Raw genomic sequence first — 24225 nt, 5'->3', positions numbered from 1 at the left:
TGAGGGGCTACCATTCTGCCTGCCAGCACAACGCGTCAGGCCGAAGTAGTAGTCACTGTGCTCGGAATGCATTCCCGGAAATTGTCGCAGTCCGCCTGTAGTTCAATGGCTGGCTCACCATATTCCAGGCTTAGCATGCTAGCGTCATCGTTGACGCTTTGCAGTTCGATACCCGAATGTAGATGTTCATGCCAGTACCCGTCACTGCATAGCAGCAGCCGTCCATCCCATGGGAGTTGTGTCATCTGCCAGTCCGGAATGCAAAAGCGCCTTGCGTTCAGTGAGCGGGTCAGCAGATGCCGTGATTCGTTAACCCCCGAGATCTCCCCCGGCCAAATCGCCTGTTCCTGCAGATTGTGCGGCCTGTTCACCCAGTTGATGGGCATGCCGGGTCGCTGGAGTCCCACCAGGCAATCGCCAACATGCCCAACATGGATCAATTGCTGCTGAAGGTCGATGAGTACGCAGCAATAGCTGGCGATGGCGTGTAGATAATCTTGTCGCAAGCGTTGCTGTTCGGCACGCATGATACTGACCAGCCCTTCGGGGCTCAGTTGCTGGGCCTCTCCAACTGCAACGTCGACCACGGTACGGGACCAGTGTCGGGCGAGGCCTTGTCCGTCGCCTCTTTCGGCAGCATCCACGAGAATGGCCAACACGTAGTCACCATTGCGCCCGAAAGCTGCTGCATCGTTGTTGCTGAGCCGTGCCTTGCCCTGGCGACTGAGCCAGCCAATCTGCATCAGCGGTTCACTCCTGCCAGGGCTTCTAACCGTTCGAACAGCAGACCTTCGCGATCCGCATCGCCTCTGGCCTGGGCGTTGACTGCATATTCAAAGTTCCTGTCAGTCAGTAGCTGACCAATCTCCTGGCTGATGTAGTCGCGTACTTCGATAGAGGCAGATTCGATTTCGTCTGCTAGCTCCGGGCGCCCGTCAATCAAGTTGAGGACATCTTCTATGTCACGGCTCGACAGGGCATCCCCCTGTCCGCGCCCTGTCCAGGCTTCCAGTTTGGTGGCCATGAAGTACACGGGGTTGACCAGGTTGATAGTAACTTCCTCCTCTAGGTCATAGGCCGTAGAAGAGGCCATTGCGTCTTTGTACCAGCGGTTGCTGAATCCAAGGGAATCGTCGTCCGGCATGAAATCGACGCGAAGATCGCCAAGTTTCATCGCGCAGATGGGGAAGTCATCGACATCTTCTTGTGGGCTGACCCGGAAACCGCGCGCGCTGAGCGTCTCCTGCAAACGGGCGAAGCCTATGGGGCCCATGACGTGCACGATCAGGTCAACATCGTCGGTACTGCGTACTTGCTCCCGGGTGAAAGCGTCCGTCAGTAGCAAGCCCGTGGTGCAGCCACCAACAAAGGTCATCTGCTGGCGAAGTTCGGGCCCCAATGCTTTGGCAACCTCGCATAGCATGCTTCGAAGGGTACTGAAAACGCTCATGGCAACTCCAGGCGATCCTGCAGCAGTTCTGCCGCAAGGTTTCGTTCGCGGGGCTGTCCCAGCCGTATGGCATCGACCAGTGCTAGCAGGGCGTACATTTCCGGATCTCTTCGAGCGGCATCTGCTGCGGTCTTGAACAGCGGCTCGATCTTCATTCCCATGGTATTGCCACGGGCATATGACCAGACCGGCACATGCTCACCAGCGCTAATCAAGCTCTTGTCCAGAACTGGCGCTGCAAAGCTGGTTGCAATGCCACGAGTCAGCTCTCCGGCTCGAACCGGAAAAACATACTTCAGACCGTAAACGATGAACTCAAAAAGGGCCTTGGTGTTCGCTCTAGGCACGCCCGATTTGCGGTCAGCTTTGACCAATCCAATTTGCGTGCAATGCTTCAAGGAGATGTTTATCTGGGTCTTGCTGATGCCCGTTTGTAGCTCCAGTGCTCGGGCGGTGTAGGAAGAGAAATGTGGGGTCCCCTCCTCAAAAAAATCTGGCTGCCCCTGGTAACGCGGAATGTGGTCATCGCTTTCCTCCTCCCAGTCTTTCCAGTCGTGCGGCCACGCCCCCACAGCCTTTCCATGCGACTCATGCCGGTGGAGGCAAACTAGCTTGAGTAATAAACCTATGTCTTGACCTTTCATATGATATTTCACCTATTTGTCCCTGGTCCCGGGACATGGGACAAATAGATCACGCTGACTGCTGTAGTGCAAGCAGTGAAATGAATTTTTTGTGAATTGAGGGCGCGGACCCTGCGGCGGATGGCACGAGCTTCGCCCGTGTTTTCCGATAGCTCGCGGCTCCAGGCGACGCATACATTTGCCTTCGAGTGGCCTTTTCCCCTCAGCGGTCAATACTTCTGTGTATCGCAGGCGTGTTCCTGGTGGCGCGCGCCGCTGGGAGGTGTCGTGTGAACAAACTGACAATCGTGGGTGCCGGCATGGTCGGCGAGGCGGCGGCGCAGATCATCGCTCGGGAAGAGTTGTGCCGTGAGCTGGTGTTGATGGATGTGCAGGGCGAGATGGCGCAAGGCAAGGCGCTGGATGTGTGGCAGGCGGCAGTCGAGTCGGGTTCCGATACCCGGGTTCACGGCGGGGCCAAGGCTGAAATGCTGGACGGCTCTGAGCTGGTGGTCATCACTGCAGGCGTGCCGCGCAAGCCGGGGCAGTCGCGTCAGGATGTACTGAGTATCAACCTGCCAATCCTCGACGGCATCATGGCCGACATCAAGCTGCATGCACCAACTGCGACCGTGCTGGTGGTTTCGAACCCGGTCGATGTGCTCACCTATCGCGCCTGGAGCTTGAGCGGGCTAGGGCGCACCAAGGTGTTCGGCCAGGCGGGGGTGCTGGATACCGCACGCATGAAGTGTTTCATCGCCGAGCAGACCGGGTTCTCTGCCCGGGATATCACGGCGCTGGTCCTGGGCGGGCATGGCGACAGCATGGTGCCGCTGATGCGCTACTGCCAGATCGGTTCGGTGCCGTTGTCGCACTTCCTGTCCAGTGAGCAGATCGAGCAGATCGTCGAGCGCACCCGCAAGGGTGGTGGCGAGATCCTGGGGCTGAAGAAGCTGGGCAGCGCCTGCGATGCGCCGGGCGTGGCGATTGCGCAGATGGTCGATGCGATCGCCAACGGGCGAAACCGCATCTTGCCGGCGGTGGCGATTCTGGAAGGCGAGTACGGGCGCACGGATATTGCCATGGGTGTGCCCTGCGTGCTGGCAGAGGAGGGGTTGGCGCGGGTGATCGAGTTGCCGCTGGATGCGCAGGAGCAGGCGATGTTCGACCAATCGGCTGATCAGGTGGCGCGGGATATTGCTGAAATGAAGGCGCTGTAACGCTGTGGGAGTGGCTTTAGCCGCGAAGAATCCAACGCGGTGCATGGCACCGGCTGCGCCGGTGTTCGCGGCTAAAGCCGCTCCCACAGTGTCCCTGCTAATTCAATGAGTTTACGTGCAGTTCAATAAGGGGGGGGCTGCCAACCCAGCCTGGCCCCTAGCGCTGGTAAGCCTTGCCAAAATGCCGCTCCAGCCGCGCCTGCACCAGCTCGAGCAGGATCGACAGCACCCAGTAGATCACCGCCGCCGTGGTCAGCATCTCCAGGTATCGATAGCTCGACCGCCCGTACGACTGCGCCAGGAACATCACCTCCCATACCCCCATCACCGATATCAGCGATGAATCCTTCAGCATCGAGATGAACTGGTTGGCCGTAGGCGGAATGATCACCCGCATGGCCTGGGGCAGGACGATATGCCAGAAGATCTGCGGCGTGCGCATGCCCAGCGCCAGTGCCGCTTCACGTTGCCCGCGCGCGACGCCGAGGATGCCGGCGCGGAAGATTTCGCTCAGGTAGGCCCCGTAGTTCAGCGACAAGGCGATGATGCCGGCGCTGATGGCGCCCGGTACCAGGCCCAGCTGTGGCAGCCCCAGGTAGATCAGCAGAATCTGGATCAGCAGGGGGGTGCCGCGGAAGAACGAGGTGTAGAAGCTGGCGACACCCACCAGCACCGCGCTGTTCGACAACCGCGCCAGCGCGGCGGCGAAGCCGAACAGTACCGACACCAGCATCGAGCACAGGCACAGGAACAGGGTCAGTGCCGCGCCTTGCAGAAAGCCGTTGGGCCCCAGCTTGAAACCGGCGAGGTTCGGAAACTTCTCCAGGATGATCGAGAACTTCAGATCGAAACTGAGGAAAAACGCGACGAACAGGCCAAACAGCGCCAGCCAGGTCAGCAACAGCCGGGTGCGAAAGCCGAACAGGCCGGCACCCGTGGGCTTGGCCACGGGCTTGGGGGATGAGGGGAAGGTGCTCATTTGCTGATATCGGCGCCAATCCATTTCTGCGACAGCTTGGCCAGGGTGCCGTCAGCCTTCAACTCGGCAAACACCTGGCGCACCTTGGCATCCCACTCGGGGTCGCCTTTCTCGATGGCCACCGAGTTCGGCTCTTCATACAGCGGGGCACCTGCCAGCTTGAAGCGCTTGTCCTGGTCCAGGCGCGGCTGCGCGGTCACCAGGTTGGTGAGGATGGCGTCCAGGCGTACGCCGGCACCCAGGCCAAGGTCCTGGAAGGCGACGTTGTCGGTGTCGTAGGGCGCGATCTGCACGAAATCGAAGGGGTATTCGATCTTCTTGTCTTCGTCGCCTTCGATCACCAGGTTCTTGTTCAGGTAGCTCTCGTAGCTCGATGCACTGGTCAGGCCTACCTTGCGGCCTTCCAGGTCCTTGGCGCCATGGATGCGCTCATCCTTGGCGTTGACCACGATCACCGCAGGCGATGCGTAGTACTCCACCGGGAAGTCGAACACTTCGGCGCGGGCCTTGCTCGGGGTCATCGAGCAGATGCAGATGTCGTAGCGGCCGCTCCAGCGGCCTGCGGCGATCACGTCCCACGAAGGGGTTTCCAGGCGCAGCTTGACGCCGAGCTTGTCCGCCACGGCCTTGGCCACATCCACGTCGAAACCGTCCAGCTGGTTCTGGTCATTGAGGAAGGAAAACGGTGGGTAGCTTTCCATCAGGACGTTGACCAGTTCCTTGCGCGATTCAACCCGCTCCAGCGTGGCACCGGCAAAGGCCTGGGAAGCAGTTGCGAGCAGCACAAGGCCCGCACCGAGCACAGTAGAAAATCGCATGGACATACCTGAAATGTTGGCCAATTATAGGAAGCGATATTTAATAGTTATAAATGTCACCTACATAATGAATTTTATTCATAAGCACCTTTAGAGTAGTTATATGAAACAGCGAGCGATGGTAATTCTCGACGGTGGCATGGGCCGTGAGCTGCAGCGCAGTGGGGCGCCGTTTCGTCAGCCCGAGTGGTCGGCGCTGGCGCTGAGCGAGGCGCCGGAAGCGGTGGTTGGTGTGCACGCAGCGTTCATCGCTGCCGGTGCCCAGGTCATTACCAGCAACAGCTATGCGGTGGTGCCGTTCCACATCGGCGAAGAGCGTTTTGCAAAGGAAGGGCGACAACTGGCCAATATCGCAGGCCAGCTGGCGCGGCATGCCGCCGATACCGCAGCGCACCCGGTCAAGGTGGCCGGCTCGCTGCCGCCGCTGTTCGGCTCCTATCGCCCGGACCTGTTCCAGCCCGAGCGCGTCGAGGAGGTGCTGGCCCCGTTGCTGCAGGGCCTGGCCCCGCATGTTGACTTGTGGCTGGCCGAAACCCAGAGCTCGGTTGCCGAGGTGCGAGCCATTCACGGCCAATTGCCGGCAGACGGCAGGCCGTTCTGGGTGTCGTTCACCCTGCAGGACGAAGAGGTCGACGAGGTGCCACGCCTGCGCTCCGGCGAGCCAGTGGCCGATGCCATCGAAGCCGTGGTCGGCCTGGGCGCGGCGGCCGTGCTGTTCAACTGCAGCCAGCCCGAGGTCATTGGCGCTGCACTGGATGTAGCGCGCTCGGTAATCGAGCGACACAACGCCGACATCGCCATTGGTGCCTATGCCAACGCCTTCCCGCCGCAGCCGAAGGAAGCCACCGCCAACGACGGCCTGGATGAGCTGCGCGAAGACCTTGACCCGCCGGGTTACCTGGCATGGGCCAACGATTGGCGTGAACGGGGTGCCAGCATGATCGGTGGCTGCTGTGGCATTGGCCCGGAGCATATCGCCGAGCTGAAACGCAACCTGGCGTAAAGCCTTGAAGGGGCAGGGCGGCTTCCGCACCCGCTCGGCCCCAGCCATTAAAAAAAACGTTACTCAGACCCGGATTCCATCGTTTTTCAGTCCCCCCGCCATGCCCCTATAGTCCGCTGAAAGCCGATGCCGAATCGGTGTACACAACTCAGCGGTGCGGGAACCGGATATGAACAAGAACGAGAAATTCGAGGGCAATGCAGCGGCCGGTATCGGTACGCGTGTGGTGTGGAGCGGGGAGCAGGTCCAGCACCCCTACAACGCTACCCAGACCCCGATCGTGGTCAGTGCCGCCTACGGCTACAACGACATCGATGCCTGGTACGACGTGGCGCAGGGCAAGCTGCCCGGCTACATCTACAGCCGCATGAGCAACCCGACAGTCGCTACCCTGGAAGCCAAGCTCTGCGAGCTGGAACAGTCCGAGTCGGCGGTGGCATTCAGCAGCGGCATGGCTGCCATCAGTGCCGTGCTGCATACCTTCCTCTCAAGCGGCAAGCGTGTGGTGTCGACCCGTGACAGTTACGGCGGTACCAACAAGATCTTCGAAGAGTTCCTGCCGCGCATGGGTGTGCAGGTCTGCCTGTGCGACACCCTCGACACCGAAGCACTGGAGCGCGAGATCGCCGCGGGTTGCGACCTGCTGTATCTGGAAACCCCTACCAACCCCACCCTCAAGGTACTGGACATCCAGCGCCTGAGCGCTGCCGCCCGGAAGGCTGGCGCCGTGGTAGTGGCCGATAACACCTTCGCCACCCCGCTGAACCAGAACCCGCTGGCCCTGGGCGTGGATGTGGTGGTGCACAGTGCCACCAAATTCCTGTCCGGGCACGGTGATGTACTGGGCGGGGTGGTGTGCGGTGCCGAGTCGTTGATGGCCCAGGTGCGCCACTACCGCGAGATCAACGGTGCGGCGCTGGACCCGTTTTCCGCCTACCTGATCATCCGCGGTATCAAGACCCTGGCCCTGCGCCTGCGTCAGCAACAGGCCAGTGCCCAGGCCCTGGCGCATTACCTGACTACCGAACCGCTGGTCGAAGCGGTCAACTACCCGGGGTTGCCCCAGCATCCGGGCCATGCGATCGCCAAGGCGCAGATGCGTGGCTTCGGCGCCATTGTCAGCTTCGTGCTCAAAGGCGGCATGCCCACCGTAGCGCGGCTGCTGCCGCGCCTGAAGTACGCCCATCGGGCGGGCAACCTGGGCGCGGTAGAAACCATCTACGGCCCGGCGCGTACCACCAGCCATGTGGAAAACACCCTCGAAGAACGGCTGGCCCTGGGCATTTCCGAAGGGCTGGTGCGCATTTCGGTGGGCATCGAGGACACCGAGGACCTGCTGGCAGACCTGGCACAGGCCTGTGCATCGGTGCGCCAGGAGTTGGCCGCAGCAAAGGAATTGCACGGTGACGAAGACGCCTGCCTGGCCGAAGCACAGGCCTGAGGCAGGCGTGTAGCACCCGCTCCTTGCGGTGGGTGCCACTTCATGAAGTCGAACAAAAACAATATGCAAGGCAATTCGCTTCGCTCTGCCAAGACGAGGTCGTTGCAACGTCCTTGCCCGCCAACTTTCATGAGTAAACCACAATGTCCCTGCAGACAACGACAACGAGAAATGCTTCGGCGCATAGCTTCAAGCAGGATATGCAAACCCGCCATATCGTCATGCTGGCGCTGGGCGGTGTCATCGGTACCGGCCTGTTCCTGACGTCGGGCTACACCGTCAACCAGGCGGGCCCGCTGGGGGCGGTCATCGCCTATATCCTCGGCGCGATCATGGTCTACCTGGTGATGATGTGCCTGGGCGAACTGGCGGTACACATGCCGGAAGTCGGCTCGTTCAGCAGTTACGCCACGCGCTACCTCGGGCCGGGTACAGGCTACATGGTGGCCTGGATGTACTGGCTGACCTGGACCGTGGCCATCGGCTCGGAATTCACCGCCGCCGGTATCCTGATGGTGCGTTGGTTCCCCGATACGCCGGTGTGGATATGGAGTGCGCTGTTCGGGTTTGCGGTGTTCATCAGCAATATCATTTCGGTGCGGTCGTTTGCCGAAACCGAATTCTGGTTGTCACTGATCAAGGTGCTGGCGGTTATCGCCTTCCTGGTGGTGGGCGGCGGCGCGATCCTGGGCGTTTTCGAAATTACCCAGGCGCACAGTGTCGGGCTGGGCAACTTCACCCGCGAGGGGCTGTTCCCTACGGGCTTCTGGTCGATCGCCATGACCCTGCTGGCGGTGGCCTTCGCGTTCTCGGGTACCGAGTTGATCGGCATCGCCGCCGGCGAAACCCGCGACCCGGAAAAGAACGTACCCAAGGCCATCCGTACCACGGTCCTGCGGCTGGCGCTGTTCTTCGTCGGCACCATCTTCGTATTGGCTACCTTGTTGCCGCGTGAACAGGCCGGGGTGGTTGAAAGCCCGTTCGTGATGGTCTTTGCCATGATCGGTATCCCCTATGCGGCGGACATCATGAACTTCGTCATCATCACTGCACTGCTGTCGGCGGCCAATTCCGGGCTTTATGCAGCGGCGCGCATGCTGTGGACCCTCAGCGACCAAGGCAACATGCCCCGCCGGTACGCGGCGCTGTCGCGTCGTGGCACGCCGTTCAATGCCATCGTCCTGAGCATGGCCGGTGGCATGGCATCGCTGCTGAGCAGTGTGTTTGCCCCCGACACCATCTACCTGGCGCTGGTGTCCATTTCCGGGTTGGCGGTGGTGGTGGTGTGGATCAGCATCGCGGCCAGCCAGATGGCATTCCGTCGCCATTACATCGCCAATGGCGGCAAGCTCGAAGACCTCAAGTTCCGCGTGCGCGGCTACCCGTTCGTGCCGCTGGCGGCCATCTTCTGCTGCGTGCTGGCCTGCGTCGGCATTGCCTTCGACCCGGCACAGCGCGTGGCCCTGTACTTTGGTCTTCCATTTATCGCCTGGTGTTACCTGGCCTACTGGCTGACCCGCAAGTACCGCGACCGTCGCCCGCTGCAACCGGAAGCCTTGGCAACAGGTTCCGAGGCCGCCAGAGCAGGGTGATACTAGGGCACCGGAACGTTGCCACGAGAAACCGCCGATGACCCAGAAAACCCTGCCCCCCTTGAACTGGCTCAGAGCCTTCGAAGTGTCGGCGCGTTACCTGAACTTCACCCATGCAGCCGAGGAACTGCACCTCACCCAAGGGGCCGTGAGCCAGCAGATCCGCCACCTGGAGAGCCAGTTGGGGGTGGCGCTGTTCAAGCGCCTGCCCCGGGGGCTGGGGTTGACCGAAGAAGGCCAGTCCTACCTGCCGGTGGTGCAGGATGCGATAAGCCGCCTGGCGGTAGGCACCAATGAAATTTTCGGGCAACGCCAGCGTCGGCCCCTGAAAGTGCGCGGCAGCCTGTCGTTCCTGCATTTCTGGCTGGCGCCCCGCCTGGCCGATTTTCGCCGTTCGCACCCGCAGGTGGACATCCGCTACATCAGCAACCTGTGGGTCAAGGAACTGGATGCAGAGGATGACCTGGAAATCCGCTGGGGCAGCGGCCAGTGGGCTGGCGTGGAAGCGCAGCGCCTGACCCGCGACCTGCTGGTGCCAGTCTGCTCCCCTGCGCTGATTGCCGGCTCCCCGCTACGCGAGCCGCACGACCTGGCCCGCGTCCCGTTGCTGCATGTGCTGGGTTACGAGGAGGGGTGGGGTTATTGGCTGGAGCGGGTAGGCGCCGATCAGGTCGATTCTTCCAGCGGCCTGCAGTTCGACACCCTGGTGGCGACCTTGCGCATGGCGGAACTGGGGCTTGGGGTGGCACTGGCGCGCTCGTCGCTGGTCGAGGACTTGCTGCAGGAGGGGCGGCTGGTGGCGCCTTTTGCGCAGCGCATCGAGGCGAGCGAGTCGTTTTACCTGGTACGTGGCCTGGCTGAGGCGTTGTCCACGGATGCCCAAGCCTTCAGCCACTGGTTGGTGGCGATGGCCCACCGTTAATCAAATATTTACCTGGAGCACCGATGCAGTACACATCCACGCGCGGCAACGAGACACGGGTTGATTTCCGCACGGCGCTGCTTTCCGGGCTGGCCGACGATGGCGGGCTTTACGTGCCGACTGCGGTGCCGACGTTCAGCCAGCAGGATATTGCCAGCTGGTCGTGGTTGCCGTTCGACGAACTGGCCTGGCGGGTAATGGCGCCGTTTGTCGGCGACACGCTCGATGAGCCGACCCTGAGAGCGCTGGTAAGCGACAGCTACCGCGGCTTCAAGCACCGTGGCATCGCACCGTTGCAGCAGATTGGCCATAACGAATGGATCCTGCAGCTGTTTCACGGGCCTACCCGTTCCTCCAAGGATTTCGCCGCGCAATTGCAGGCGCGGCTCATCCGCCATTTCCTGGGCCCCGATTGCGAACGGGTCATGCTGGTCGGTGCCAGCAACGGCGATACGGCGGTGGCCGCTATCGAAGCCTTGCGGCATTGCCCTACGGCACGCTTGCTGGCGCTTTACCCCAGTGCCGGGACACCGGCCGACCGGGCGGCGGTGATGCGCAGTGCCGCTTCCGAAAGCGTGAGCTGCATGGCCGTGGACGGCAGCTTCGATGACTGCCAGTCACTGGTGTCGGCGCTGCTGCGTGCATGGCCGTGCCCCGGGCTGATTCCCGTGAGCTTCAACTCGACCAACTGGGTCGGCGTGCTGGCGCAGATCGTGTTCTATTTCCACGCGGCGCTTCAGCTGGGTGGGGGGATTCGGCCGGTGGGTTTCAGCATCCCCACGGCCAGTTTTGCCGAGATCTACGCGGGGTTCATTGCCCAGAAAATGGGCCTGCCAATCAACCAGATCATTGTTTCCACCAACCGCAACGATGCCTTGCACCGGTTCATCCACTGCAATCGCTACAGCCGTGGCTCCACCAGCCAGACCTTGTCGCCGGTCATGGACTTTTCGCTGTTCTCCAACCTGGAACGTTTCGTCTGGGAGCTGTATGACCGCGATGGTGGCGCGACCCGGGCACTGATGGAGCATTTCGAGGATTGTGGCGAGTTGAGCATCGGCAACCGCCAGTGGCTGCACGCGCGCATGCTGTTCGACTCCTATGCCGTGGATGACGCGCTGATTCGCGAAGAAATCGTCACGCTGTTCCAGGAAACCGGCTGCGCAGTAGACCCACACGCTGCCACCGGGGCATTCGCCGGGCGCCTGCACCGGCGCAACATTGGTGCGCCGATCGTCACGCTGGGCCAGTTTGCCCCGGAAAAGTCTGCCGGGTTGCTGGCGGAGCTTGGGGCCTGGCATGGCGAGGTGCCGGCCTGTGGTGTTGGCAGCGCAGGCGTTGGGCCGCTGCTGGCGCCAGAGGACCTGGCGGGGGTTCATGAAATACTGGCCCGGTTGCAGGCAGGACGATGAAGCGCATCCTCGACCCCCTGGACGAGCGTATTCTCGCCGAGCTCACCGCCAATGCACGCATTGCCCATGCCGAACTGGGGCTCAAGGTGAACCTGTCGCGTAATGCGGTACGCCAGCGCATCGAGCGCCTGGAGCGTGACGGGGCCATCCAGGGCTATACCCTGCGTATCGGTGAGGGGCGACGACCGACCTCGCTGATCAACGCGGTCATCTTCGTCTACCGCTACGACCGCATGCGCGGAGAGGCTGTGCTCGATGCATTGCGCCAGATCCCCGAGGTGATCCAGTGTGAAGTGCTCAGCGGCGAATTCGACCTGCTGCTGCGCGTCGAGGCTTCCAGCCCGGAACGGGTGCACCATGTATGGAAGGAGATTGCCGCCATGCCTGGGGTCGAGAACACCGTGACATCGTTCGTCCTGGCCACGGTGATCTGAGACGCGCGCTTGCCGTTTGGTAACCCTCGCTACAACAACGCCGCCCGGGTTTGCGCCCTGGCGGCGTTTTGCATTCCGGCGGCGCTCAGGCGTGCATCGGCTACTGGTCAGATTGGCCAGTAAATACAGCGGATTGCCATATTCAACTGGCATTGCACGGCTCTTACGCTTGTCCCCATCGACCAACCGCCTGGAAAGGACAGCGAACCATGACCGAATACAAAATTGCACTTGTTGGCTTTGGCGGTGTGAACCGTGCCCTGGCCCAACTGATCGCCGAACGCAATGCGCGCTGGCAGCAAGAGCTGGGCTTTGGCCTGAAGATCGTTGGCGTGACCGACCTGTTCCTGGGGTCGGCAATCGACCGCAACGGTCTGGATGCGGCCACGCTGGCTGCACTGCCTGCTCAGAAGGGGGCGCTGGCGCAGATCCCGCAAGGTTCGGCTGAAGCGTTCAACGAATCGGTGATCAAGCAGTCCGGTGCCGACATCATCGCCGAGGCCACATTCACCAACCCCAAGGACGGTGAACCGGCGGCAACCTTCTGCCGTTGGGCGCTGGAAGCTGGCAAGCATGTGGTCACTACCAACAAGGGGCCGATCGCCTTGCATGCTGCGGCGCTGAAGGCCCTGGCCAAGGCCAATGGTGTGTCGTTCGAGTACGAAGGCGCGGTCATGAGCGGTACGCCGGTGCTGCGCATGGCGCGCCAGACGTTGGCCGGTGCAGGCCTGGTGGGGTTCGAGGGCATCCTCAACGGCACCTCCAACTATGTGCTGACGCGCATGGAAGAGGGACTCGGTTTTGCCGATGCAGTGGCCCAGGCGCAAGCACTTGGCTATGCCGAGGCTGACCCGAGCGCCGATGTGGAGGGGTATGACGTACGCCTGAAAGTGGTGATCCTCGCCAACGAGCTGCTCGGCGCTTGCTTGCAGGTGAATGATGTGACCTGCAGCGGGATCAGCAGCCTCGATAGCGCTGCTATCCAGCAAGCGCAGGCGGCGGGCCAGCGCTGGAAACTGATCGGCAGTGCCAGCCGTGAAACCGATGGTTCGGTGCGTGCCTGCGTCGAAGCGCGCCTGTTGCCCGGCAACCACCCTCTGGCGGGTATTTCCGGTGCCACCAATGCGGTTGCGTTCAACACCGAATTGCTGGGCGCTGTAACCGTGTCCGGCCCGGGTGCGGGGCGTGTCGAAACGGCATTCGCCCTGTTGTCGGATATCGTCGCCATCCACACTGCTGGCCGCTCGGCCTGAGGAGCAACCTTCATGAGCCTGACTTCCGTGTCCCGGGTAGCCGTCCAGCAACCCGCCTTGATCGATGTCTACAGCCCGTTCGACGGTAGCCTGGTCGGCAGCGTCGCCAACCTTGCTGCCGATGCCGTGCCAGGTCTGCTCGTGCGTGCTCGGCAGGGCGTGCACGAAAGTGCCGCGCTGCCTCGGCACCGTCGCGCGAGCATCCTGGAGCAGGCGGCCCGGCTGATTGAGCGCGATGCAGCCGATTTTGCCGGCCTGATTGTCGACGAAGCGGGCAAGACCCTGCGTCAGGCCGAGAAGGAGGTGAAACGCTGCATCAACACGCTCAAGCTGTCTGCCGAGGAAGCGCGGCGCAATGCCGGCGAGGTGGTGCCGTTCGATGCCTACGAAGGCTCCGAATCGCGTCAGGGCTGGTTCACACGCGAGCCGCTGGGGCTGATCCTGGCCATCACGCCGTACAACGACCCGCTCAACCTGGTGGCGCACAAGTTGGGGCCAGCGATTGCCGGGGGCAATGCGGTCATTCTCAAACCCTCGGAGCTGGCCCCGCTTTCTGCCTTGAAGCTGGTGCAGTACCTGGTCGACGCGGGGCTGCCAGAGGCCGTCGTCACCGTGGCCACTGGCGGTGCCGAACTGGGCAAGGCCCTGGTGGCCGTGCGTGAAGTGCGGATGATTTCCTTCACCGGCGGTTTCGCCACAGGCGAACAGATTGCCCGGGGGGCGGGCCTGAAAAAACTGGCCATGGACCTGGGTGGCAACGCCCCGGTGCTGGTACTGAAGGACTGCGACCTCGAGGCCACTGTCGAGTCTTGTGTATCTGGCGCGTTCTGGGCAGCCGGGCAGAACTGCATCGGCACCCAGCGCATCCTGGTGGAAGCTTCCATCTATGAGGCATTCCGCCAGCGCTTCGTGGCCTTGACCCAGGCCATGGTGGTAGGTGATCCAGGCCTGCGCGAAACCGACATGGGGCCGATGATCACCGAAGGCTCGGCCCGGCAGATTGAAGAGCGCGTGAACCAGGCCCTTCAAGGCGGCGCTCGCCTGCTCTGTGGTCACAAGCGCCAGGGGGCTACCTATTCGCCGACGGTGCTGGAAGGTGTTGACCACGCCAGCCGGCTGTGGCGTGAAGAGGTGTTCGCACCGGTGGTGATGCTGGCGCCCTTCGAGGAGATCGAGCAGGCCATAGCGCTGGCCAATGCCCCGGAGTACAGCTTGCACGCTGGTGTGTTTACCCGAGACCTGTCCTTGGCGTTGAGCCTGGCACGGCGTATCGAGGCGGGCGGCGTGATGATCAACGACTCGTCCGACTACCGCTTCGATGCCATGCCATTCGGTGGCTCGAAATATGGAAGCCTTGGCCGCGAGGGGGTGCGGTTCGCCTACGAGGACATGACCCAGCCCAAAGTCGTCTGCCTCAACCAGATGGGTTGAGAGGGGGAACCTTGATGATCGAACGTTATGGACAAGGCGAGCGGATGTCGCTGGCGGTCTGCTACAGGGGCCTGTTCGAAACGGCAGGCGTGGTTGCGGACGACCTGCAGCAGGATGTACAGGGCCAGTTGCGGCAGGCGTTGGGTACGATCGATGGGCTGATGGCAGAGGCCAACGTCGATAAGGAGCATTTGACCCGGGTTCAGTTATGGATCGCCGACTACAGCCACTTCGACCTGGTCAATGAGGTGTACGACGCCTGGTTGAAGGGGTATCCGAAACCTCCACGGGCTTGCGTAGGCGCAGACCTTGGAGAGGGGTACCTGGTCGAGGTGCAGGTGTTTGCCGTGTGCCCTGAGCGCTCCTGACCCAAAGCGGCTGACGCCCCGGGTCAGCGCACAAACCGGGGTATCGCCTTTACGTAGACCAGTTCGCCTAGCAGTTCCACCAATGTCTGCGTAATCACAGCTGCCGCCGCCAAACCGCGCATGTCTTCCGGCAACGCCAGCGCCAGCGGCAGCACTACCAGCGAATTGCGCGTGGCGGCGCTGAAGGTTACCGAGCGTGCCTCGGTCACCGGCAAGCGCAGCAAGCGCGCCGCAACGAACCCGAGCACTGGCGCCAGCAGCATGAAGCCGATGTACACCGGAATCACCGGCAGCAAACGGTCGAAATCACGCAGTACCACGGCAATCTGCGAGGCGATGACCACCACCAGCACCAGAGCCATGGCCGGTACCGGCATCCACGCCCAGGCGTCGTTCCAGGTCGAGACCGTGCGTGAGCGACGGGCGCCGGCGCTGGTGAGTACGGCGAGGACCATCGGCAGCACGATCAGTAGCACGAAGGCTTCCACGAACGGGGTGATGGAGATGGCCACGCTGCTGTTGTCACCCAGCATCAGGGCCAGGTAGAGCGGCAGCATTGCCAGTTGTACCAACAGCAGCACAGGGGTGGCGGCCAGGGTCAGGCGGGAGTCGCCTTTGCCGATGTGGGTGAAAACCACCACGTAATCGATGCACGGTGTCAGCAACACCAGCAGCGCGCCGATGAGGATCGCCGGGTGCTCGACCAGCCCGCGGGTGATGGCCCATACCAGTAGCGGCACGAGGACGAAGTTGGCCAGCAGCAGGGCGGAAGTGAAGCGGCGGTTGCCCAGACCCTGGCGCAAGTCGAGGAAGGGGATCTGCAGGAACATCGCGTACATCAGCACCGCGATGGCGGGGGTGACCAGCGCCTCCAGGAGCTGTGCAGTGTCGCTGGTCAGCAGGCCGAACGTGACGGCGGCAAGCACGGCGACGAAATAGATCGGGACCTGGTGGGTTTCAAGTTGCTCTCTGGTCAAGGTAGGGCCTGTGCTTGAAGGGAGGAACGCAATCATAACCTGTGGGAGCGGGCGTGCCCGCGAATACCGGCGCAGCCGGTGCCATCCACCGAGTCGTCTTCTTCGCGGGCACGCCCGCTCCCACAGGATTCGCCACCTGAAAACGAAAAAGCCCGGCACTAGGCCGGGCTTTTTCCTGTCAGGCAATCGCCAATCAGTTGCCGTAAACCGGCAGCTTCTTGCAGATGGCCTTGACCTTCTCACGCACGGCGTCGATAACCGCTTCGTTGTTCAGGTCAGCCAGGATGTCGCAGATCCAGCCAGCCAGCTCGCGGCACTCGGCTTCCTTGAAACCACGGGTGGTAACGGCTGGGGTGCCGAAACGCAGGCCCGAGGTGACGAACGGGGAACGTGGGTCGTTCGGTACCGAGTTCTTGTTGACGGTGATGAAGGCTTTGCCCAAGGCGGCGTCAGCGTCCTTGCCGGAGATTTCCTGCTTGATCAGCGACAGCAGGAACAGGTGGTTCTGGGTGCCACCGGAAACCACGTCGAAACCACGCTCGATGAACACGCTGGCCATGGCCTGGGCGTTCTTCACTACCTGCTGCTGGTAAGCCTTGAACTCAGGCTGCAGGGCTTCCTTGAAGCAGATGGCCTTGGCAGCGATGACGTGCTCCAGCGGGCCACCCTGGGCGCCAGGGAAGACGGCGGAGTTCAGCTTCTTCTCGATCTCTTCGTTCTTGCGAGCGAGGATCAGGCCGCCGCGCGGGCCGCGCAGGGTCTTGTGGGTGGTGGTGGTGACCACGTCGGCGAACGGAACTGGGTTCGGGTACACGCCAGCGGCAACCAGGCCGGCAACGTGGGCCATGTCGACGAACAGGTAGGCACCGACCTTGTCGGCGATGGCGCGGAAGCGGGCGAAGTCCAGAACCTGCGAGTAGGCCGAGAAGCCGGCAACGATCATCTTCGGCTTGTGCTCGACAGCCAGGCGCTCGACTTCGTCGTAGTCGATCAGGCCGTTGCTGTCGATGCCGTACTGGATGGCGTTGTACAGCTTGCCCGAGGAGCTTACCGAAGCACCGTGGGTCAGGTGGCCACCGTGGGCCAGGCTCATGCCCAGGATGGTGTCACCGGCCGACAGCAGGGCCAGGTAGACGGCGGCGTTGGCCTGGGAGCCGGCGTGCGGCTGAACGTTGGCGTAGTCGGCGCCGAACAGTTCCTTGGCACGGTCGATGGCCAGTTGCTCGACGACGTCGACGTACTCGCAACCACCGTAGTAGCGCTTGCCTGGGTAGCCTTCGGCGTACTTGTTGGTCAGGACCGAGCCCTGTGCCTCCATGACTGCCGGGCTGGTGTAGTTTTCCGAAGCGATCAGCTCGATATGCTCTTCCTGGCGCAGAGCTTCTTGCTGCATGGCTTCGAAGAGCTCGGCGTCGTACTTGGCAATGGTCAAATCACGGCTGAACATGGCGGTCCTCAAGGATCGGGGTGAATTGGGGGGGCATTCTAACCGATTGATCCGCGGCTGGCATATGAAGTGGCATCAAGTCGCGGACCAATGGGCTTCACGTTGCATCCCGCGCCGTGTCTGGGCTGGGCGGGAACTGGAGTTGACTCGCAGGTCCGTTTTTAAGGGTGCGCTTCTCAGGCCGGGCGCGGTCCCTGTAGGAGCGGCCTTGTGTCGCGAAAGGGGCGCGCAGCGGCCCCGCGATTGCAGCGTTGCCGCCGAAATTGTCGGGACCGCGTTGCGGTCCTTTCGCGACACAAGGCCGCTCCTACAGAGTCCGCGCACGCCAGGAGGCGTCGGGGTCAATGGAACATGAAGAGCTTCTCGTTGGCGAACTGCGCCTCGAACTGATGCGCCGGCATCGGCCGCCCGAACAGGTAGCCCTGCACCTCGTCGCAACCATGCTCGCGCAGGAACTCCAGCTGCTCGTGGGTCTCCACCCCTTCGGCGATCACCGCCAGGTTGAGGCTGTGGGCCATGGCGATGATCGCCCGGGCAATTTGCGCATCCTGTTCGCCTTCGGGCAGGCCGTCGACGAAGGTGCGGTCGATCTTCAGCACGTCGATCGGGAACTGCTTGAGGTAGTTCAGCGACGAATAACCGGTGCCGAAGTCGTCCACCGCGATGCTCAGGCCGAGGTTTTTCAGGCTGGCGAGAATCTGCATGGCTTCGTTCACTTCGCGCATCAGGATGCTTTCGGTCAGCTCCAGCTCCAGGCACGCCGGTGGCAGGCCGGTTTCTTCCAGAATGGTGGCGATGCGCGTACCCAGCTGGCCGTCGGAAAACTGCCGCGCCGAGATGTTCACCGACACCTTGGGCACGCGCACCTTGGCCTTGTGCCAGGCCTTGAGCTGGCGGCTGGCCTCGCGCAGCACCCAGTCGCCCACGTCCACCACCAGGCCCAGTTCTTCGATCACCGGGATGAAATCGCCCGGCGGCACCAGGCCGCGGGTCGGGTGGCGCCAGCGTAGCAGGGCTTCGGCGCCGGTCAGGCGCTTGCCGTCGCCACTGAACTGCGGCTGGTAGTAGAGGATGAACTCGTTCTGCTCCATGGCATGGCGCAGGTCGCTCTCCAGCTCCAGGCGTTCCAGGGCGCTGGCGTTCATCTCCGCCTGGTAGAACTGGAAGTTGTTCTTGCCGCGCTCCTTGGCGTGGTACATGGCGGTGTCGGCGTTTTTCATCAGCTGGCTCAGCTCGCTGCCGTCCTGCGGGCTGAGGGCGATGCCGATACTGGCGGTAACGAAGAACTCGCGGTTTTCCAGCACGAACGGCCGCACCAGGCTGCCGAGGATGTTCTCGGCCACGTGGATGGCGCGGTTGAGTGCCATCTCGCGGGTCGCGCGCGGTTGCAGCAGCAGGGTGAACTCGTCGCCGCCCATGCGCGCCACGGTGTCGTCGTTGTCCACACAGGCCAGCAGGCGCTGGGCCATGTCCTTGAGCATGCGGTCGCCGGCAGCGTGGCCGAGGGAGTCGTTGATCGGTTTGAAGCGGTCCAGGTCGAGGAACATCAGCACCACCCAGGCCTTTTGCCGCTCGGCCTGCTGCAGGGCGTTGTACAGACGGTCTTGGAACAACGTGCGGTTGGGCAGGTGGGTGAGGGCGTCGTAGTAGGCCAGGCGGTGGATGCGCTGTTCGCTGGCCTTGCGCTCGCTGATGTCGGTGAAGAAACACACGTAGCTGGCCAGGTCGCCTTCGTCGTCCAGCACTGCGGTAATGCCGACCCAGGCCGGGTAGTGGTCGCCGTCGCGGCGCTTGAGCCACATTTCGCCCTCCCAGCTGCCTCGCTGGTAAAGCTGCTTCACCACGTAGCGCAGGTGGCCTTCCTGCTGCTCGTCGACGGTAAGCATGCCCGGCAACTGGTCGAGCACCTCGCTGACGGCGTAGCCACTGACGCGGCTGAACGCTTCGTTGGCCTGGACGATATAGCCCGCCGGGTCGGTGATGAGGATGGCCGAGGTGGAGTGCTCGAATACCGTCGCTGCCATGCGCAGGTCTTTCTCGGCACGGCGTTGCTGGCTGATGTCGCGGCCAACCCCGAGCACGCCTTCGAAGCGCTCTTCATCGTCCCACACCAGCACCAGGCGCAGTTCGATGGGGATCTTGCGGCCATCGGCGCGCAGGCAGTCGAAAAGGAACAGCTGGGTGGGCAGTTGGTTGCGTAGCTGGGCCAGCTGGGCCGGGTCGCCCATGGCCTTGCTGACGCGCTCCATCAGGCTGTAGATGCCGGTAAGCTGGGACGGGTTGGCGATGATCGACTGCCAGCCGTTGGCGAAGATCCAGTCGGCCTGGTAGCCCAGCACGCTTTGCACCGAGGGGCTTACGTAGTTGAGCTGGAGCAGGTTGTCGGTGGAGAAGATCACGTCGCTGATGCTTTCGGCGAGCATGCGGTAGCGCTGCTCGCTGTCGCGCAGCGACTGGCTGGCCTCGATCTGCACCGTCACGTCCTTACCCACGCCGATGATGCGTGTCACCAGGCCGTCGGCGTCACGGGTCAGCACTTGTTCGCGGATGTCGTAGCAGCGCCAGCCGCCATCGCGGTGGCGGAAACGCAGCTGGCAGTGCAGCGGCTGGTCATGGCCGCTGTCCCGCTGTTGCTGGCGCAGCGCCTGGTAGTGCGTGGCATCCTCGGGGTGCAGCAGCAGTTCCCAGAAGCGCTCGCCCATCTGCGCCAGCTCGGTACGGTCGTAGCCCAAGGTCTGGCCGAGGTGGCGGTTGCTGAAGATCATGCGCTGGCTGAGCACGTCCTGCACATACAACTGGTCGGGCACGGTGCGCACCACGTCCGACCAGAAGCTTTCGCGCTCCAGCAGCGACAGCTCCACCTGCTTGCGGCTGGTGATGTCGCTGATGCTGAGGATGACCGCCTGGTAGTCGCGGCGCTGCTGCGGCAGGCGGGCCATCAGCCACAGGTGCAGCTCGCCACCCAGCGGCGCCGGCAGGCGCACCTCCAGCTCCAGCAGCGGGCGCTGCTCGATCAGCGCGTCGATCAGTTGCATGCCGATGCTGTCGCGGCCATCGCCAGTGCCATCGATCAGGCGCTGCCAGGCACCTTCGTGGCTGTCGATGTTCAACAGTTGGCGGGCCACCTGGTTGATCTCGGTGATCTTCAGCTCCAGCAGCAGCGAGCGGCGCAGGTTGGGGTCCAGGGCCAGGCTGTGTTTGAGCGCGGCACGGTTGCGCAGGTGGTAACGGTCGAGTTGGCCGGGCAGGCTGGACAGGTCGAGCACACACAAGGCCACGCCGGTGCCTTCGAAAATTTCCTGATAGCGCCGGCGGTCGTCCTGCAGCGCCCGTTGGCGGCGGCGCATGTTGACCAGGGCCAGCATCGGCAGCAGGGCGCAGAACAGCACCAGCAGGCATTTGCCGAGCAGCGCCGGCAGCAGCTTCTGTTGGGCCAGCTTGGCGTCGAACAGGCCGCGCAACTGCCAGGTACTGTTGTCGATGAAAGCCAGCATCACGCTTTGCAGCGGTTGGTTGCTGGTAACGGCCGGCGCATGGCTTTGCAGTACCTCGCCGTTGCGGCTGTTTTCCAACAGCCACAGCGGGTGGCCGGCACCATCCAGGTGGAGGGTGAGGGTGCGGTAGTAGTCCGGCGACAGGCGCAGCAGCCAGTAGCCGCGGCCTTGTTCGGTGGCCTGGCGTAGCAATAGGTAGACGGTGCGGTTGTCGCCCGAATTGGTGAAGAAGTACGGGCTGCCCTGGTTCAGCCTAAGCAGCTCGTCAAGCAAATGGCGGTCGGGGCTGCCGGCCAGGCTGTCGGCCTGCACCTGCCCGGTAGCGTCCAGCCAGGCCATGCTCTGCAGGGCCGGCAGGCGCTCGCGAAGGGTGCCCATGAGGCTGGGCAGGGCCGAGGGCGTCGGCGCCTTGACGTAGGGCTGCACCACATTCACGGCCTGTTGCGCCTTGAGGGCCATGTTCAGGCTCAGGTGGTCGGCCAGTTCGGCGGTGGCGTCCAGGCTCTGTTTGCGCAGGTCGGCCTGGGTATGGTTGAACTGGGCGAACAGCTGCCACAGCAGCAGGCCCAGCAGGATCAGGGCCAGCAGCGCCAGCGCACCCTTGATCGACCCGCGCAGCGAGGCCACGGGCGCCTGTGGCGCGGAACGCAATGTCGACGGATGAGTAAGATTGGTCAAGCGTTGATCCTGCGATTGGGCTGGCGATGGCAGGGATGGATCATGCACGGTGTGTGCCGGTGTCTGGTTGCCAGACCGCGGTGGCGCACTATAAGGCCGGACACCCGAAACGGGCTAGCATGCCTAGGATTATGGCAAAGTGCCAGCCGATGTGACCGGTGGTGCCTGCCCGGTGGTTCGGCAAGCCCCTGCAACCTGTGCGAGAATAGCGCCCGCTTCAAATGACAACGCATCGGAGATGTTCGGTTTTGGTTACTCACTTTTCCTCCAATGGCCTCGATTCCGCCTGCGGGCGCAGCAGTCAGACCCTTGTCAGCACTGCCGTGACCGAGGACGTATCCTGCAAGTCTTGCCAGCGTTCGCTGAGCAAACCCGAGGCGGCAGCTGTCGCCAAGAGCAAGAGCCCATCGCTGGCCGAACTGCGCAAGACCGCCAAGGCGGCAGTTGAGCCGGCAGTCGCCGTGGCCGAGGTCAAGCCGGCGGTCAAGGTTGTCAGCGTGCCTGCGGCCGCCAAACCGGCAAAAGCTGCCGAGCAGCAGCCGACTCGTAGCGGTGGCTTCAGCGTGAAGTCCGCCTGGGCCGCGCGCCTGGCCGAGCAGGGCGACCGTTGCCGCTTGCCGCGGGGCAAGGCCAAGCAGCGTCACGTCTGAGTCATCTGCAGCTGTACCGGCCCTTTCGCGGCTTCAGCCGCGAAGAGGCCGGTACAGGCAATAGATTCCCCCCGGTCCTACCCCCCACCATCCGCCCCTCCTATGCAACGCCGCGCGTTGGCGTAGAATGGTCGACTTTGTTCAATGACACCCCGTAAATACATCCCCCTGGCCAGCGCGCCGGGGCGATCGTCGATGTCTTTACCTATCTGATTAGAGGGCTTGGTTTTGGCTCAATACGTCTACACCATGCATCGGCTGAGCAAGGTCGTGCCGCCGAAGCGGGAAATTCTCAAGAACATTTCCCTGTCGTTCTTCCCGGGCGCCAAGATCGGCGTGCTCGGCCTGAACGGCGCGGGTAAATCGACCCTGCTGCGGATCATGGCGGGCGTCGACAAGGAATTCGACGGCGAAGCCCGTCCGATGCCCGACATCAACGTCGGCTACCTGCCACAGGAACCGCAACTGGACCCGAACAAGTCGGTGCGCGAAGTGGTCGAGGAAGCGGTCAGCGTGATCAAGGACGCCCAGGCGCGCCTGGACGAGGTCTATGCTGCCTACGCCGAACCGGATGCCGACTTCGACAAGCTGGCCGCCGAGCAGGCCAAGCTGGAAGCCATCCTGCAGGCCGCTGACGGCCACAACCTGGAGCGCCAGCTGGACGTTGCCGCCGACGCCCTGCGCCTGCCGGCCTGGGATGCACGCATCGAGCACCTGTCCGGTGGTGAGAAGCGCCGCGTGGCCCTGTGCCGCCTGCTGCTGTCGGCCCCAGACATGCTGCTGCTGGACGAACCGACCAACCACCTGGACGCCGACTCGGTGGCCTGGCTGGAGCGCTTCCTGCACGACTTCCCAGGCACCGTGGTAGCCATTACCCACGACCGTTACTTCCTCGACAACGTCGCTGGCTGGATCCTGGAACTGGACCGCGGCGCCGGTATCCCGTACGAAGGCAACTACTCGGGCTGGCTGGAAGCCAAGTCCGAGCGTCTGGCGCAGGAATCCAAGCAGCAGAGCGCCCACGAAAAGGCCATGAAAGAGGAACTGGAGTGGGTGCGCAAAGGCGCCAAGGCCCGCCAGTCCAAGTCCAAGGCACGTCTGCAGCGCTTTGAAGAAATGCAGTCGCAGGAATTCCAGAAACGCAGCGAAACCAACGAGATCTACATCCCGGCCGGCCCGCGCCTGGGCGACAAGGTCATCGAGTTCAAGAACGTCACCAAGGGCTACGGCGACCGCGTGCTGATCGACAACCTGTCGTTCTCCATGCCTAAAGGCGCCATCGTCGGTGTGATCGGTGGTAACGGTGCCGGTAAGTCGACCCTGTTCCGCATGCTGATGGGCAAGGAACAGCCGGACTCGGGCAGCATCGAGATCGGTGAAACCGTGCAGCTGGCCTGCGTCGACCAGAGCCGCGAAGACCTGGACGGCGGCAAGACCGTGTTCCAGCAGGTTTCCGACGGCTCTGACATGATCCGCATCGGCAACTACGAGATCCCGTCGCGTACCTATGTGGGCCGCTTCAATTTCAAGGGTGGCGACCAGCAGAAGTTCGTCAAGGACCTGTCCGGTGGTGAGCGTGGCCGCCTGCACCTGGCTCTGACCCTGAAGGAGGGCGGTAACGTCCTGCTGCTCGACGAACCGTCCAACGACCTCGACGTCGAAACCCTGCGTTCGCTGGAAGAGGCCCTGCTGGACTTCCCGGGCGCGGCGATCGTGATCTCCCACGACCGTTGGTTCCTGGACCGTGTGGCTACCCACATCCTGGCGTACGAAGACGACTCGAACGTGGTGTTCTTCGAGGGTAACTACACCGAGTACGAAGCCGACCGCAAGAAGCGCCTGGGCGATGCTGCTGCCCAGCCGCACCGTGTACGGCACAAGAAGCTGGCCCAGTAAGCCGGTGTTCTGATGCACAAGAATGGGGCCCTTCGAGGCCCCATTTTTGTGCCCGACTGGGAAGTGGTGCTGGCTTCATTCGCGGGCATGCCCGTTCCCACAGGAGCCCCTGAAACCCAAGGCCTGTGATGAACCTG

20 protein-coding genes are annotated in these 24225 nt (G+C 62.8%); 12 read left to right on the top strand and 8 right to left on the bottom strand.

Annotation, left to right across the window (positions count from 1 at the left end; all coding sequences use genetic code 11):
• Positions 1-35 precede the first annotated feature (35 nt).
• The 3 genes from IMX18_RS21015 to IMX18_RS21005 are packed head-to-tail and all read right to left on the bottom strand — an operon-like array spanning position 36 to position 2094.
• A complete protein-coding gene (locus IMX18_RS21015) occupies positions 36-743 on the bottom strand; it encodes a PP2C family protein-serine/threonine phosphatase (protein ID WP_102083592.1) in 708 nt (235 codons plus the stop codon).
• Positions 743-1450 carry a hypothetical protein gene (locus tag IMX18_RS21010; RefSeq protein WP_102083593.1) on the bottom strand — a complete coding sequence of 236 codons (708 nt, stop codon included), beginning with the start codon at positions 1448-1450 and terminating at the stop codon, positions 743-745. Before IMX18_RS21010 ends, IMX18_RS21015 begins: the two co-directional genes overlap by 1 nt.
• Complete coding sequence (locus tag IMX18_RS21005; protein ID WP_100413045.1) at positions 1447-2094, bottom strand: hypothetical protein; 648 nt, start codon at positions 2092-2094, stop codon at positions 1447-1449. Before IMX18_RS21005 ends, IMX18_RS21010 begins: the two co-directional genes overlap by 4 nt.
• A 269-nt stretch (positions 2095-2363) precedes the next feature.
• Between IMX18_RS21005 and IMX18_RS21000 the strand changes: the two genes are divergently transcribed.
• Positions 2364-3293: a malate dehydrogenase gene (locus IMX18_RS21000; RefSeq protein ID WP_023663598.1), complete on the top strand. Its 930-nt coding sequence runs from the start codon at positions 2364-2366 to the stop codon at positions 3291-3293.
• A 157-nt stretch (positions 3294-3450) separates the two neighbouring features.
• On the opposite strand, the gene IMX18_RS20995 is transcribed toward IMX18_RS21000, so the two are convergent.
• Both IMX18_RS20995 and IMX18_RS20990 read right to left on the bottom strand, forming a co-directional pair.
• Entirely contained in the window at positions 3451-4272 is an 822-nt protein-coding gene (locus tag IMX18_RS20995) for an amino acid ABC transporter permease (RefSeq protein WP_015268879.1), read from the bottom strand.
• Positions 4269-5090, bottom strand: a complete 822-nt coding sequence (locus tag IMX18_RS20990) for an ABC transporter substrate-binding protein (RefSeq protein WP_003256303.1) — start codon at positions 5088-5090, stop codon at positions 4269-4271. The genes IMX18_RS20995 and IMX18_RS20990 overlap by 4 nt, the downstream gene beginning before the upstream one ends.
• A 118-nt stretch (positions 5091-5208) precedes the next feature.
• Here IMX18_RS20990 and IMX18_RS20985 point away from each other — a divergent pair, with 118 nt between their 5' ends.
• The 9 genes from IMX18_RS20985 (at position 5209) to IMX18_RS20945 (ending at position 14946) form a co-directional block, all read left to right on the top strand.
• Positions 5209-6093 (top strand): homocysteine S-methyltransferase family protein, encoded by an 885-nt coding sequence (locus IMX18_RS20985; protein ID WP_170976289.1) that lies wholly within the window; start codon positions 5209-5211, stop codon positions 6091-6093.
• A 169-nt stretch (positions 6094-6262) separates the two neighbouring features.
• Complete coding sequence (locus IMX18_RS20980) at positions 6263-7534, top strand: cystathionine gamma-synthase family protein (protein ID WP_015268882.1); 1272 nt, start codon at positions 6263-6265, stop codon at positions 7532-7534.
• 143 nt (positions 7535-7677) lie between these two features.
• Positions 7678-9126, top strand: a complete 1449-nt coding sequence (locus IMX18_RS20975; RefSeq protein ID WP_043935306.1) for an amino acid permease — start codon at positions 7678-7680, stop codon at positions 9124-9126.
• Positions 9127-9163: 37 nt separating this feature from the next.
• Positions 9164-10048 carry a LysR substrate-binding domain-containing protein gene (locus IMX18_RS20970; protein WP_217190755.1) on the top strand — a complete coding sequence of 295 codons (885 nt, stop codon included), beginning with the start codon at positions 9164-9166 and terminating at the stop codon, positions 10046-10048.
• A gap of 23 nt (positions 10049-10071) precedes the next feature.
• Positions 10072-11460, top strand: coding sequence for a threonine synthase (locus IMX18_RS20965; RefSeq protein WP_217190757.1), 1389 nt, complete (start codon positions 10072-10074; stop codon positions 11458-11460).
• Positions 11457-11894, top strand: a complete 438-nt coding sequence (locus IMX18_RS20960) for an Lrp/AsnC family transcriptional regulator (RefSeq protein WP_015268886.1) — start codon at positions 11457-11459, stop codon at positions 11892-11894. The genes IMX18_RS20965 and IMX18_RS20960 overlap by 4 nt, the downstream gene beginning before the upstream one ends.
• 209 nt (positions 11895-12103) lie before the next feature.
• Positions 12104-13147 carry a homoserine dehydrogenase gene (locus tag IMX18_RS20955; RefSeq protein ID WP_015268887.1) on the top strand — a complete coding sequence of 348 codons (1044 nt, stop codon included), beginning with the start codon at positions 12104-12106 and terminating at the stop codon, positions 13145-13147.
• A gap of 12 nt (positions 13148-13159) precedes the next feature.
• Entirely contained in the window at positions 13160-14578 is a 1419-nt protein-coding gene (locus IMX18_RS20950) for an aldehyde dehydrogenase family protein (RefSeq protein ID WP_015268888.1), read from the top strand.
• A gap of 44 nt (positions 14579-14622) precedes the next feature.
• A complete protein-coding gene (locus IMX18_RS20945; protein WP_052329203.1) occupies positions 14623-14946 on the top strand; it encodes a RidA family protein in 324 nt (107 codons plus the stop codon).
• A 23-nt stretch (positions 14947-14969) separates the two neighbouring features.
• Here IMX18_RS20945 and IMX18_RS20940 read toward each other — a convergent pair whose 3' ends face one another.
• From IMX18_RS20940 to IMX18_RS20930, 3 genes are all read right to left on the bottom strand, one after another.
• Complete coding sequence (locus IMX18_RS20940; protein WP_139657405.1) at positions 14970-15923, bottom strand: arsenic resistance protein; 954 nt, start codon at positions 15921-15923, stop codon at positions 14970-14972.
• A 193-nt stretch (positions 15924-16116) separates the two neighbouring features.
• Positions 16117-17370 (bottom strand): serine hydroxymethyltransferase, encoded by a 1254-nt coding sequence (glyA, locus tag IMX18_RS20935; RefSeq protein WP_003256308.1) that lies wholly within the window; start codon positions 17368-17370, stop codon positions 16117-16119.
• A 341-nt stretch (positions 17371-17711) separates the two neighbouring features.
• On the bottom strand, positions 17712-21542 hold the full coding sequence (locus tag IMX18_RS20930; protein ID WP_137137897.1) for a sensor domain-containing protein: 3831 nt from the start codon (positions 21540-21542) through the stop codon (positions 17712-17714).
• Positions 21543-21790: 248 nt separating this feature from the next.
• Between IMX18_RS20930 and IMX18_RS20925 the strand changes: the two genes are divergently transcribed.
• Both IMX18_RS20925 and ettA read left to right on the top strand, forming a co-directional pair.
• Positions 21791-22192 (top strand): hypothetical protein, encoded by a 402-nt coding sequence (locus tag IMX18_RS20925; RefSeq protein ID WP_015268892.1) that lies wholly within the window; start codon positions 21791-21793, stop codon positions 22190-22192.
• A 228-nt stretch (positions 22193-22420) separates the two neighbouring features.
• Entirely contained in the window at positions 22421-24088 is a 1668-nt protein-coding gene (ettA, locus tag IMX18_RS20920) for an energy-dependent translational throttle protein EttA (RefSeq protein WP_015268893.1), read from the top strand.
• Positions 24089-24225 lie beyond the last annotated feature (137 nt).

Origin of the sequence: Pseudomonas shirazica (assembly GCF_015168335.1) — a bacterium.
Lineage (GTDB): Bacteria > Pseudomonadota > Gammaproteobacteria > Pseudomonadales > Pseudomonadaceae > Aquipseudomonas > Aquipseudomonas asiatica.
This window is presented reverse-complemented; position numbering and strand designations above follow the sequence as displayed.